The organism is Streptomyces sp. NBC_00273 (assembly GCF_036178145.1).
GTDB lineage: Bacteria > Actinomycetota > Actinomycetes > Streptomycetales > Streptomycetaceae > Streptomyces.
The window spans coordinates 6282700-6295352 of record NZ_CP108067.1; the positions used below are offsets into that span (position 1 = coordinate 6282700).

At 73.8% G+C, this 12653-nt stretch carries 12 protein-coding genes; 5 read left to right on the forward strand and 7 right to left on the reverse strand.

The annotated features are described in order from the left end of the window. Positions 1 to 4 precede the first annotated feature (4 nt). Both OG386_RS27825 and OG386_RS27830 read left to right on the forward strand, forming a co-directional pair. Positions 5 to 1504, forward strand: a complete 1500-nt coding sequence (locus tag OG386_RS27825; RefSeq protein ID WP_328790373.1) for a CoA-acylating methylmalonate-semialdehyde dehydrogenase — start codon at positions 5 to 7, stop codon at positions 1502 to 1504. A gap of 100 nt (positions 1505 to 1604) precedes the next feature. Further along, positions 1605 to 2354, forward strand: coding sequence for a hypothetical protein (locus tag OG386_RS27830; protein ID WP_328790374.1), 750 nt, complete (start codon positions 1605 to 1607; stop codon positions 2352 to 2354). A 71-nt stretch (positions 2355 to 2425) separates the two neighbouring features. Here the strand turns inward: OG386_RS27830 and OG386_RS27835 are convergent, their stop codons facing one another. From OG386_RS27835 to OG386_RS27855, 5 genes are all read right to left on the reverse strand, one after another. After that, positions 2426 to 3490 (reverse strand): WxL protein peptidoglycan domain-containing protein, encoded by a 1065-nt coding sequence (locus OG386_RS27835; protein WP_328790375.1) that lies wholly within the window; start codon positions 3488 to 3490, stop codon positions 2426 to 2428. 87 nt (positions 3491 to 3577) lie between these two features. After that, positions 3578 to 4873 (reverse strand): hypothetical protein, encoded by a 1296-nt coding sequence (locus tag OG386_RS27840; protein ID WP_328790376.1) that lies wholly within the window; start codon positions 4871 to 4873, stop codon positions 3578 to 3580. A 204-nt stretch (positions 4874 to 5077) separates the two neighbouring features. Further along, positions 5078 to 6304, reverse strand: a complete 1227-nt coding sequence (locus OG386_RS27845) for a S8 family peptidase (protein WP_328790377.1) — start codon at positions 6302 to 6304, stop codon at positions 5078 to 5080. A gap of 140 nt (positions 6305 to 6444) precedes the next feature. Further along, positions 6445 to 8148 carry a serine/threonine-protein kinase gene (locus OG386_RS27850; RefSeq protein ID WP_328790378.1) on the reverse strand — a complete coding sequence of 568 codons (1704 nt, stop codon included), beginning with the start codon at positions 8146 to 8148 and terminating at the stop codon, positions 6445 to 6447. Between the two features lie 192 nt (positions 8149 to 8340). Continuing rightward, complete coding sequence (locus OG386_RS27855) at positions 8341 to 8754, reverse strand: GNAT family N-acetyltransferase (protein ID WP_328790379.1); 414 nt, start codon at positions 8752 to 8754, stop codon at positions 8341 to 8343. A gap of 141 nt (positions 8755 to 8895) precedes the next feature. On the opposite strand from OG386_RS27855, the gene OG386_RS27860 reads away from it, so the two are divergent. Continuing rightward, positions 8896 to 9666: an alpha/beta fold hydrolase gene (locus tag OG386_RS27860; RefSeq protein ID WP_328790380.1), complete on the forward strand. Its 771-nt coding sequence runs from the start codon at positions 8896 to 8898 to the stop codon at positions 9664 to 9666. 100 nt (positions 9667 to 9766) lie between these two features. Here OG386_RS27860 and OG386_RS27865 read toward each other — a convergent pair whose 3' ends face one another. After that, positions 9767 to 10291, reverse strand: coding sequence for a hypothetical protein (locus OG386_RS27865; protein WP_328790381.1), 525 nt, complete (start codon positions 10289 to 10291; stop codon positions 9767 to 9769). 190 nt (positions 10292 to 10481) lie between these two features. Between OG386_RS27865 and OG386_RS27870 the strand changes: the two genes are divergently transcribed. Beyond that, positions 10482 to 10946: a phospholipase gene (locus tag OG386_RS27870; RefSeq protein ID WP_328790382.1), complete on the forward strand. Its 465-nt coding sequence runs from the start codon at positions 10482 to 10484 to the stop codon at positions 10944 to 10946. Between the two features lie 232 nt (positions 10947 to 11178). Then, positions 11179 to 11409 carry a hypothetical protein gene (locus OG386_RS27875; RefSeq protein WP_328790383.1) on the forward strand — a complete coding sequence of 77 codons (231 nt, stop codon included), beginning with the start codon at positions 11179 to 11181 and terminating at the stop codon, positions 11407 to 11409. Between the two features lie 114 nt (positions 11410 to 11523). Here the strand turns inward: OG386_RS27875 and OG386_RS27880 are convergent, their stop codons facing one another. Continuing rightward, a complete protein-coding gene (locus tag OG386_RS27880) occupies positions 11524 to 12645 on the reverse strand; it encodes a sulfite oxidase (RefSeq protein ID WP_328790384.1) in 1122 nt (373 codons plus the stop codon). Between the last annotated feature and the right edge of the window lie 8 nt (positions 12646 to 12653).

Consider the following 12653-nt stretch of genomic DNA (forward strand, 5'->3'; position numbering starts at 1 on the left):
GGCAATGAAGACCGTCAACCACTGGATCGGTGGCAAGACCGTCGAGGGCGCGTCGGGCAACTACGGCCCGGTCACCGACCCGGCCACCGGCGAGGTCACCACGCAGGTCGCGCTCGCCTCGGCCGACGAGGTCGACGCGGCCGTACAGGTCGCCCGGGAGGCCTACCTCAGCTGGGGCCAGTCCTCGCTGGCCGCCCGCACCAAGGTGCTGTTCGCCTACCGCGCCCTGCTCGACGCCAACCGCGACGAGATCGCCGCGCTGATCACCGCCGAGCACGGCAAGGTCCACTCGGACGCGCTGGGTGAGGTCGCCCGTGGCCTGGAGATCGTCGAGCTGGCCTGCGGCATCACCACGCAGCTCAAGGGCGAGCTGTCCACCTCCGTCTCCAGCCGGGTGGACGTCTCCTCGATCCGCCAGCCGCTGGGCGTCGTCGCGGGCATCACCCCGTTCAACTTCCCGGCGATGGTCCCGATGTGGATGTTCCCGCTGGCCGTGGCCTGCGGAAACACCTTCATCCTCAAGCCGAGCGAGAAGGACCCGTCGGCCGCCAACAAGCTCGCCGAGCTGGCGACCGAGGCCGGTCTCCCGGCCGGCGTGCTGAACGTGGTCCACGGCGACAAGGTGGCCGTCGACGCGCTGCTCGCCCACCCCGGCATCGCGGCCGTCTCCTTCGTCGGCTCGACCCCGATCGCCCGCCACATCCACACCACCGCCTCGGCCAACGGCAAGCGCGTCCAGGCCCTGGGCGGCGCCAAGAACCACATGCTGGTGCTGCCGGACGCCGACCTGGACGCCGCCGCCGACGCGGCCGTGTCGGCCGCCTACGGCTCGGCCGGTGAGCGCTGCATGGCGATCTCCGCCGTCGTGGCCGTCGGCGCGATCGGCGACGAGCTCGTCGAGAAGATCCGCGAGCGCGCCGAGAAGATCAAGATCGGCCCCGGCAACGACCCGACCTCCGAGATGGGCCCGCTGATCACCGCCGCCCACCGCGACAAGGTCGCCTCGTACGTCAAGGGCGCGGCCGACCAGGGCGCGGAGGTCGTCCTCGACGGCACCGGCTTCACCGTTGAGGGCAACGAGAACGGCCACTGGATCGGCCTGTCCCTGCTGGACCGCGTGAAGACCGACTCCGACGCCTACCGCGACGAGATCTTCGGCCCGGTCCTGTGCGTGCTGCGCGCCGAGACCTACGAGGAGGGCGTGGCCCTCATCAACGCCTCGCCGTTCGGCAACGGCACCGCGATCTTCACCCGCGACGGCGGCGCCGCCCGCCGCTTCCAGCTGGAGATCGAGGCCGGCATGGTCGGCGTCAACGTCCCGATCCCGGTGCCGGTGGGCTACCACTCCTTCGGTGGCTGGAAGGACTCGCTCTTCGGCGACCACCACATCTACGGCAACGACGGCATCCACTTCTACACCCGCGGCAAGGTCGTCACGACCCGCTGGCCGGACCCCTCCGAGGGCCACATCGGCGTGGACCTGGGCTTCCCCCGCAACCACTGACACCCGTCCCACCGCCCCGCACCCGGCACCCCCAGCAGCCCCCGGCCACCTTCCTCCGGCCGGGGGCTGCTGCCGCGCCCTGCCGTCTACGCTCATCCGCATGACCGAACTCCCGCACTTCGACGTGCTGTTGACCAGGCTGGCGGAGCACCGCGGGCTGGGCGTCGACGGCCTGGCCCGCCTGTCCGCCGTCCCGGAGCCCGAGCTGCGGGCCGTGTGCGACGGCGCGGCGCCGGAGCCGTCGCTGCTGCGACGGCTCGCCCCCGTCCTCCAGCTGCACGCCGAAGACCTGTTCGTCATCGCCTCCGTGGCCCTGCCGCCGGAGATGACGCCCCTCGATCCGGACGCCGGGGGAGAAGCGGCCGTTCTCGCCCGGGACGCCATCGGCCTGCCGCGGCAGGATCTGGAGCGGTTGCGCCGGATCGCGGCGGCCCTGCCGCAGCAGGACCGCACCCGTCCGGCCCCGGAACCGCGCCCGTACCTGCAGTACCCGCCGGGCCCCGGCGGACTGCTCATGCGCCTGCTCGCCAACCGGAACCTGGGGTGGTCGGCCGGAGCGAGGGTGTTCCTGTCCCTGACCGGCCGGTACTGGTCCCCGGCCACGTACGGGCAGGTGGGCCGTGGCCTGAAGGAGCTGAGCCCCGATCTCCAGGCCGACTACGCGACCGTGCTCGGCATCCGCGCCGACGATCTCGCCGTACTGACCGGCATCGGCCTGCCCGACGGACACCGTCCGCCGCCCCTGGCCGCCGTCGAGGTGGCCGGCCTCGTCCGGGACGTCCGGCGCCTGAGCCGGGAGCAGGTGCGGGAGCTGCGCGACACCGTGGTGCAGGAGCTACGGGTGCCGTGACCGGCCGTCGTCGTCGTCCGCGGGCATCCGTACCGGTCAGGGCATCCGTCCGGTCAGGGCATCCGTACCGGTCAGGGCGTCCGGGCCAGGTCCGGTACGGGGTGCGGCTGCTCGCCCGCCGCGCGGCGACGTCGGCGCAGCACCCACACCGCGGCGCCCGCGCCCGCCAGCACCAGGAGCAGGCTCACGGCCGGCCAGGGCACGGCGATGAAGTCGGTCCCGGCCTCCGAGACCAGATCGGGGTGGGCCGCCGCGCCCGCCGTGACCTTGACGGTCACCCAGTCCGACTGGGGGGCGTCCGGCCACGGTTCGGTCAGCTCGATCCGCTGCCCGGGCAGCAGGGACAGCTTCAGCTCGCGGGCGGGCCGGTCCAGCACCTCGCGCCCGAACAGGCCCTCGGCGGACACCGCCACCTTGGGCTCCACGACCACGTTGCCCCGGTTGACCAGCGCGTACGAGACCGTGGCGCGGGCGTTGCGCACCCAGGGCAGCAGCGGCGCCGAGCGGCTGACCCGTACGTCCTCCACGCTCAGCCCCGCCGTGACCGGCCCCGGCACCCGGAAGTACAGCCGGGCGCCCACCGAGCGCTTCACCCCGACCTGGACCTTGCCCTCCTGCTGCACGCCCTCCACGGCGGTGCCCAGGGCGACGATCCCGCCGACGTGATCACCGGGCGTCGCGTCCGCCGGGACCTTCACGGTGAACGGGATGTCCTTGCGGCCCTTGGCGGGCACGGTGACGGTGCTCGCGGTCTCCGGTGCCAGTGCGACCCACGCGCCGACGTCCTTCGGCTTCGTCTCCACCGGCAGCAGCGCGAAGGCGCCGCCCTCCGGGGTGTTCACGGCGTCGGTGGCGAAGACCTGGAACGTCAGCTCCTTGTCGGAGGAGTTCACGATCGTCACGCTGTCGCTCAGCGTGCTCCCGGCCGCGCCCTGGTGGAAGAAGTACGCGCGGTCGGTCATCGCCGCACCGGCCGCGGGCGTCGGGAACACCCCCCACGTGCCGTTGTCCGCGGCGCGCGCAGCGGTGGCCGGCAGCAGGCCCGCGCCGCCGAGCAGCAGACCGAGGAGCAGGCCGTGCAGGAGGGTGCGGGTGCGGCCACGGGTGCGGCTGAGGCTGCGGGTGCGGGTGCGCATGGGCGGTCTCCAGTGGGCGCGGAAAAGGGGAAAGGGGTGGTGCGGCGCCGGAGCGCCGCACCACCCTGGGTCGAACGGCCGGACGGGTCAGCTGATCGAGAAGGTCACGACCGTCTGGTAGGTGTCCGCGAACATGAAGGGCGGGAGCTGGATCATCCCGGCGCCGCCGACGGCGAACTCACCGCCGGTCAGCTCGTCCCCGCCGGCGGCCTGGGAGGCCACCTTCATCGGGACGTCGGAGATCGCGCCGGGCGTGCCCGCGGTGCAGGTGCTCGGGCTGTCCGGGTTGGTGACGGTGCAGGACGGCTGGATGCCGATCTGCGCCTTCGCCATCGAGTGGCCGGTGGCCTGGTTCAGGAACGGCGTGCGCGTCGCCGTCACGTCCCAGCCGAGCGAACCGCCGCGGAAGTCCTGGACGGTCGCGGCGTTGAAGACGCCGACCACCGACTGGGCCTTTCCGTTGATGGTGACCGCGCCGAAGCTGACGGCCGGCTGGCCGTCCTTCGGACCGAGGCCCAGCGGGCCGGGCAGGACCTCGACGTCGACCGGGTTCTTCACGCCGGCCTGCTCCTCCAGGAACACGAAGGCCTTGTACGGGGTGATCGAACCGTCGATCCTGATCGCGTCGGCCTTCTTGGTGACCGTGATGTTGCAGGTGGCAGCGCCTGACGCGTCGGCCGTGCCCGCACCGGTGTCACCGGTCACCGCGCCTGCGAGCAGGGCGGAGCAGGTGACGGCGCCCGCCGGGAAGTTGGCGCCGGTCACGGTGACGGCGGTGCCCGCCGGGCCGCTGTTGGGCGTCAGCTTCGTGGTGATCGGGTCCTTGGGGAGGGCTTCGACCGCGACCGAGCCGAGCGAGGCGCTCGGGCGCGGCGCCGGGGTGCAGGTGGTGGTGAAGACCGAACCGGAAAGGTCCGCGTCGGTCACCGCGAGGTCCAGGGCCACCTGGACCGTGGTGCCCTCGCTGCCGTCCGGGATCTTGATCGTTCCGGAGAACGCCTTGGGGTCGAGCGGCTGTCCGGCGATGACCGAGACGGTCTCCGGCGGGCTGGTGACCACCTGGGTGGTGGAGCCGACCTTGAGGGTGATCTTGGAGGTGTTCACCGTGGTGACGGAGAACCCGGGGATCAGCGGGCTCGCGCCCGGGTCGATCGTGATCGGAACGACGTCACCGGCCTTGGCACCGTCGGGCAGGGTGACCGTCCAGTTCTGGTTGCCCGAGCCGTCGGGCTGCGGCGCCGGGGCGTCGCAGTTCTCGAAGACGGCCGTGGTCTTGGTCGCGGCCTGCGCGGAGCCCGCCAGACCCACCACCGTGCCCGTCAGGGCCAGGGACAGGGCAGCCGTCCCGGCCAGCACTCTTCGTCGATGCGTTCTCGTACTCACTGGGTCGCGACTCCTTCGTCATGACGAACCCCTCCCCCCACCCGCTGTGTGGGGGAGGCCGAGCCGGTGCGGTGGCCGATATTGACGCGTCACCGTGATGAGAAGTCAATGACTTGCTTTGCCCCGAAGCACACAGAAATTGATGGCCCATCAGAGGAGGTCTGATGGGCCATCGGATTCCGACCGGTCGGGGTGGGCGGGGACCTAGCGCCGGGTGGGCGTGTGGAGCAGCAGGTTCGGGGTGCCGGTCGGGAGCCCGGTGATCCGGTCGGACACGGCGCTGTGCAGCAGTTCCTCCGACACCTGCGCCGGGGTGCGCGCCGTACCGCGCGCCAGGATGAGGGCGGCGACCCCGGCCACGTGCGGGGCGGCCATCGAGGTGCCGGAGGCGCGGGCCGTGGCGGTGGTGGAGTCCTTCCAGGCCGAGGTGATGCCCACGCCCGGAGCCGAGAGGTCCACGCAGGGACCGTAGTTGGAGAACCGCGCCCGCCGGTCCTCGGAGTCGGTCGCGCCGACCGTGATGGCCTGGGGGACGGAGGCCGGGGATCCGCCGCAGGCGTCCTTGCCGTCGTTGCCGGCGGCCGCGGTGACGGTGATCCCGGAGGCCACGGCCCGGACCACGGCCGTTTCGAGGGCGTGGCTTCGGCTGCCGCCGATGCTCATGTTGGCCACGGCCGGGGTGGCGGGGGCCTTGGCGGCGTCCTTCACCACCCAGTCGAGACCCTTGAGGATCGCCGACAGGCTCGCGGCACCACGGCAGTCGGCCACCTTCACCCCGACGAGCGAGACCCCCTTGGCCACCCCGTACGTCTCCCCGCCCACGGTCGCCGCAACGTGCGTGCCGTGGCCGCTGCAGTCGCGGGAGCTGCTGAGGAACAGCGCGTTGTAGCCGGTGCGGGCGCGGCCGCCGAACTCCACGTGGCTGGTGTTGATGCCGGAGTCGATGACGTAGACGGTGACGCCCTCGGCCCTGCTGGGGTACGTGTACGAGCCGTCGAGCGGGAGTTCGCGCTGGTCGATGCGGTCCAGGGGCCAGGGCGCGGGAGCCTGCGGGCCCCGCTGCTGTTCGGGTGCGGCGACGGCGTCCGGGGTGTCGGTGGTGTGGAACTCCGCGTCCGGCTCGACCGAGGCCACCCGCGGGTCGGCGGCCAGGGCGGCGGCCCGGGCGGCCGTGGTGCGGACGGCGAAGCCGTTCAGGGCGGCCTCGTAGACGGGTCCGACGTCGTCGCCGGCGTGCACGGCCTCGGCGGCCAGGGCGCGGGTCGGGGTGCGGGAGGCGGTGTCCTTGAGGACGACGACGTAGGGGGCGGTGGCGGAGCGGGGAGCCGGAGGGGCCCCCGTGACGGGGACGGTGGCCGTGGCGGCCGTCGTGGCCGTGGTGGCCACCGCGAGGAGGGCGGCGGCGGGGAGGAGCGCGGCGAATGCGGTCATGCGGCCGATGCTCGGCGAGCGGCGGCGCGGGCGCGCGGAGGGTGCGCCGGGTGGGCGCACGACACGCCGCCGCACGGGCGGATCCGGGCCGGGCCCGGCCCTCGCTGTCGCAGGCCGGGCCGGCGCGGGCGACCGCTGCGTCAGGCCGCGCGCCAGACCGTCATGTCCGCGTTCAGGGAGCTCGGTAGGTCCCCCAACCACGGAGTCGACTTGAGCGTGAGCACGAGCAGTGCGATGTCCCCCGACGGGTGCTTGATGCAGAACTCGCTGCCGGCTGCCGCCTGTCCCAAGCTCTGGGTTCTCTTGGCCCCCTTCTCGAGGGCGGTCCGGCAGGTGTCGAGGGAGCCGTTCGGTCCGCCCGACAGGAGGGTGATCGCACTCGTGTCGCTCTCCAGCGTGCAGCCCACCTGTTCGCAGTTGAGGCGCAGGTCCCCGCCACGAGTGGCGCGCTTGACCGGTTCCTTGATGCTGATCGAGTTCTCTTCGTCCAGCGTCAACGAGGGGTAGGGAACGGCCTTCGGGGGTGCGCTCACGGACGGGCTCGGGCTCGGATTCGGAGCGGATTCGGCGGCCGGGCGGGTCGGGTCGCCGCTCGCCGAGCGGGTCCCGCCCGCCGGTGTCCCCTTGGCCGTCGGTGTCCTCTCGGCCGTCGGGGACTTCGCCCGGTCGCGCAGACCGTCGGCCGCCTGGTCGATGACCACCCACAGCGTGCCCAGCAGCATTGCGGACGCCGCCACCGACGCGGCGGTGACCAGCGCGTTGCGCCGCCGGCGCCGCCGCCGCTGCTCCGGTCCTTCGGGAGCCTCCGGATGCGCGGGCTGCGGCGGCTGCCACACCTGGCGCATCGTGTGCGGGGAGCCGGGAGCCGGGGCGTGCGACGCAGTGGATCCCGGTGCCGGTCCCGGTCCCGGTGCCGGCGCCGACTCGGGTACGGGCTCGGGTACGGGCTCCGGGACCGTCAGCTCCGGTCCGGTCACCTCGCGCCAGAGCGCCGGGCCGCCGTCCGCGTCGGCGTCCTCGCCCAGCTCCGTCCGGCACCACGCCACGATCTCCGCGGGGGTGGCCCGGTCCTGCGGATCGGCGGCCAGGCACCGGGCGATCAGCGGACGCAGCTCCTGCGGCAGTCGGGACAGGTCGGGCGCGGAGTGCACGATCCGGTACAGCACGGTCGCGGAGGGGCCGGTGCCGTAGAGGGGCTCGCCCAGCGCGGCGTACGCCGCCGTCTGGCCCAGCGCGAAGACGTCGGCGGCTGCCGTGACCTCACCCGCCGACGCCTGCTCGGGGGACATGTACTGGGGCGTGCCGATGGCGGCGCCCGTGGCGGTGTGCGCGGTGGTGTCGGACGCCAGCGAGATGCCGAAGTCGATGACACGGGGCCCGTCGGCGGCGAGGAGCACGTTCGACGGCTTCAAGTCGCGGTGCACGATGCCCGCGTCGTGGATGGCCTGCAGGGCCTCGGCCACGCCCGCGAGCAGCCACAGCACGGCGGGCAGGGGCAGCGGTCCGCGGCGGGCCACGGCCTGCGACAGCGAGGGCCCGGGCACGTAGAGGGTGGCCAGCCAGGGGGGTGTCCCGTCCGCGTCGGCGTCGATCAGCTCGGCGGTGTACGCGCCCCGGACCCGCCGGGCGGCCTCCACCTCGCGGCGGAACCGCCGCCGGAACGCCGGGTCCTCGGCCAGTTCCGGACGTACGACCTTGATCGCCACCGGTCGTCCGCCCTGGGTGTGCGACAGGTAGACCCGGCCCATGCCGCCCGCGCCGAGCCGGGCCGCGATGCGGTATCCGGCCACGGTGGACGGATCGTCCGCCCGCAGCGGTTCGAACACCTCGGTCGCGCTGTTCATCGGCCTCCCCCGATCCCCTGGTCAACCGACGGGCCGACCAGCGAACACCCTAAGCGCCGCGCAGCGGCCGGAGGTTGCCGGGGAGGCGGCGCGAGGGGCGGCCGGGCCGAGCGGCCGAGCCGAGCGGCCGGGTGGGGCGACGTGCGGCCGGGTGGGTCGACGTGCGGGCGGGGTGCGGGCGGGCTGCCCCGGCTACGGGGCGAGGGGCCAGCCGCGCATCGCGAAGACGCCCTCGTCGCGGGCGCCGGCAGCTTCGTAGGTGGCCAGGGCGGCCTCGTTGTCGGTGTCGACCCCCACCCACATGCCGTAGCAGCCGCGCGCCTTCGCCTCCTCGGCGAGGGCCAGGGTCAGGTCCCGTCCGATGCCCCGACGGCGGTACCCCTCGTCCACGGAGAGCTCGTACAGGCACATCTCGGTGCCCTTGTCGGGGTGGCTCATCTCGATGCCGGAGACCATTCCGGCGGGGACGCCGTCGACGTAGGCGATGAGCATCAGGTGTCCCGGGGCGGCGAGGAAGCGCTCGGACCACTCCTTGCGGGCAGGCCCGTCGAAGAGGGATTCGGCGGCTGCGAGCTCGGCGGGGGTGAGGGCCCGGCGAATGTCCATGCCGGCCACGATAGTGCGCGCATGACGGATGGTCAGCCGATGCGCAGCACGGCGTGGCGGCCTCGGCGCCCCCTGATCCGGCCCGATCGACACGACACCCCCTAGCCTGTTGCGCCTGTCGAAGACTTGAGGGGGAACATCGTGAAGAACGCCGTGGTCACGCCCGAGGGCGACCGGATCCGCTGGGTCGAACTGGCGGGGGAGGAGCCGGCCCGGGTGTACGTGCACGGGCTCGGGGCCACCTCGCCCGCCTACTTCACGGCGAGCGCCACCCATCCGCTCCTGGCCGGGCGGCGTTCGCTGCTGGTCGATCTGCTGGGCCACGGGCACAGCGACCGGCCCGAGGGGTTCGACTACACCCTCGAAGCGCATGCCGACGCGCTGGCGGCCGCCCTCAACGAGGCCGGTGTGGAGGGCGCCGAGCTGATCGCCCACAGCATGGGCGGGGCCGTGGCCATCGTGCTCGCGGACCGGCACCCCCGCCTGGTGTCCCGGCTGGTGCTCGTCGACGCCAACCTGGATCCGCAGCAGCCCGTTCCCGCCGCGCCCGGCAGCAGCGGGATCGCCTCCTACACCGAAGAGGAGTTCCTGGCCGGGGGCTGGGCCGAGGTACGGGACAGGGTCGGCGCGCACTGGTGGTCCACGATGCGGCTGGCCGGCCGAACCGCCCTCTACCGCACGGCCGTCCACCTGGCCGCCGGCACCACGCCCACCATGCGCGAGCTGTTGCAGGAGTCGAAGATCCCGCGCACCTACCTGCTGCCCGAGGCGGACGGCCCGCTCCCGGGCGCAGAAGCCCTCCGGGCCTCGGGCGTGGCCGTCGTGTCCGTCCCCGACTGCGGGCACAACATCATGCTCGACAACCCGGACGGCTTCGCCCGGGCCACCGCGGCGGCGCTGGCCCGCGACTGAGCGGTCCGGGGCCGGCCTGATCCGGCCGCGGGGCCTGATCTACCGGACCTGCCTGCCGTGCCTGCCGTGCCTGCGATGGCTGCCGGGCGTACAGCGTGGGTCAGCCGTGGGGCCGGGTCGTGGAGGCGGCAGCGCCGTCCCGGGGCCCCATGGAGCCCGGGGACGGGGTGCCGTCCGTCCAGGCATAGACCCGCTTGCCGCGCACCGCGACCTGGTACTGGTGGGGACCCCGACACTCGGACCGCACACCGTCCCGCAGGCTGCCCGGCCACCACCTGGCGTGCAGATCCGGGGTGCCCACCGGCTTCGGCGTGCCCGTGCCGCACTCGGGGCCGTCCAGCGGGGTCGCGCCGAGGGTGAACCGGATCAGCCTGGCCTCGCCGCTCGTGCGCACCCGTATGCGGACGTCGGTGGCGTCCTTGGGTATCCAAGAGGGCAGGGCGAACGGCGCCTTCTCGCGGGTGGGGGCATCGGCGGCGCTCGCGAAGCGCTTGCCCTTCTCCTTGTACACCTTGCTGTCGATCGTGTCGGTCACGGGGTTGGGCGGCAGATTGGGCAGCGCGAAGGCGGCAGTGGCGAGGACTCCCACGGTGGCTGCTGCGACGACGAGCGGGCGGCGGTTCATGCTTCCAGTGTCGGCGGGCGGCCCCCGCCGCGCGTCCCTCCTCAGGACGAACCGGGACTGCGCCGCAGGTCCCATACGGACTCATACCTGGGAGGGTGTCGGGTCCGGTTGCATCGACGCGCAGTAACCGAGGCGTGCCCGCGGGAGTTGGCCGGAGGTGACCCGTCCGCCCAGGCTCCGAGGAACCCCCATGCGCCGTCACCGCCTCGTCCCCGCCCTCGCCACCGCCGCCGTCACCGCGGTGCTCGCCCTCGCCCCGGCGGCCTGGTCCGCACCGCAGGTCCCGGCCGACAAGCCGCAGGTGCTGAGCCGTTGGACGCAGACCAGCGCCGCCAGCTACCAGGCATGGGCCGACGCCCGCGAGCACCGGGCGGCCTGGGCAGCGTACGGCTTCGACTGGTCGACGGACCACTGCACCTCGTCCCCCGACAATCCCCTCGGCTTCCCCTTCGCGGACGCCTGCGCGCGCCACGACTTCGGTTACCGCAACCACCGTGCGGCAGGGCTGTTCCCGGCCGCCAAAGCACGGCTGGACCTGGCGTTCCACGCGGACCTGAAGCGGGTCTGCGCGCAGTACTCGGGCCCCCGCAGGAACTCGTGCGAGGGCACCGCCTGGACCTACTACCAAGCCGTGCGGCTCCTCGGTATCTCCTAGGGATCACAGGGCGCACACCCCTCCTCCCGTTCGCACGTTCGTCACTGCTTCACCCGTCCGCGTGCCGAACAGCGCGCGCCCGTGGATCGTCGTGCCCGCGGCCATGGACGGACGGCCGGTTTCAGACCACGCGCGGGTTGTGGTTCCCGTTCGTGTCGTGGGTGGACGTCGCACGACGCCAGGGGCCCGGGCGCGCCGCGGACCAGGGGGTACCGGCGGCTGTCCCGAGGCGGTGACCTGGCGCCTCGCCGGCGCCAACGACCACGCATTCGGGGCGCAGCTCGCCTCCGGCGTCACCTGCACCCGGCGGCTGCGCGGCCCGCGCCAGCCCCGGCGCGGGCGATGCGCCGGGGCTGGCCGTCCGCGGGGGAGGCCTGCCGTGACCACCGCGACCACGACGGGCCCGAACACCTTCCACACCTCCTCCACCTTCACCGCCGGCATGGTCGTGGCGCGGCGCTGAGGGGCACGCCCATCGCCGGCTCGGTGATCTGCGAGGTCTCGCCCGGGCCCCGCCGGGCGAACGCGAGGGAGCCTTCGCCCCCGGCGCCACCCCACGGGGTGCCATCCGCTCCGCTCAGCAGCACAGGACCGGGACGTGCTGGACCAGATTGTTGCCGAAACCGCCCCGGTTCCAGGGCTGTTCGAGGGGCTGCGTGCCGCCCTCGGAGTCCGTGGCGCGGACGGTGAGCGTGTGGCGGCCCGGCGCCGCCGCCCAGACACAGGACCAGGCCTGCCACGCCCACCGGTGCGGCCCCGGCGGTGCGACCTCGGCCCGTATCCAGGAGCCGCCCCCGTCGGCGCTCACCTCCACCCGGTCGACGGCCCCGTGGCCGGACCAGGCCCGCCCCTCCAGCGGTACGGGGCCGGGGTGCACGACACGGGTGCGGGACATGAAGTCGGGGAATCCGGGCGGGACCATCAGGGCGCGCGGCGCGATCCGGGTGACCGGCTCGCCGGGGTCGTCCGGATCGTCGGCGGCCCGCCGGTAGCGGTAGGCAACGGCCTGCTGGAACCCGGTGAACGGCGCGTCGACGAGGGTGATCTCGCGCAGCCACTTGACGTGCGCCATGCCGTACCAGCCGGGGACGACCAACCGCAGCGGACATCCGTGCTGCGGGGGCAGGGGCAGGCCGTTCATGGCGTAGGCGATCAGCACCTCGGGGTCGTCCCCGGTGGCCGCGGCCACCGGCAGGCTGCGCCGGTAGTCCTGCTCGACGCCGCGTTCGACCCCGTGGTCGGCGCCGGTGAACACGGCCTCGACGGCGTCCGCCCGCACCCCTGCCCCGGCGAGCACCAGACGCAGCGGTACGCCCGTCCAGTCGGCGGTGCCCACCGCCTCGACCAGCCACGGCTGGCTGACCGGCCGGGGCGTGAGGCGGGCCCGGCCGTTGCCCGCGCACTCCATGGTGACGCGGTGGGTGACCGCGGGGAACGCGCGCAGGGCGGCGAGGTCCAGGGCCAGCGGGGTGCGGACCCGGCCGCCGACGGTGAGGGTCCAGCCGGCCGGGTCGGCGGCGGGTATGTCGTAGTGGACCAGGACGTAGTGCAGTCCGGGCGGTGTGACCTCGTAGCGCAGGGCCTCCAGCGGAAGCCCGTGGTTGCGGGCCGCGAGCGCCAGCTCCTCCGGGCCGATGCCCTCACCGGGCGACGCGATCCGGCCCGGGGTGCTGACATCCTGCACCGACGCCTGCTCCATCTCCTCAT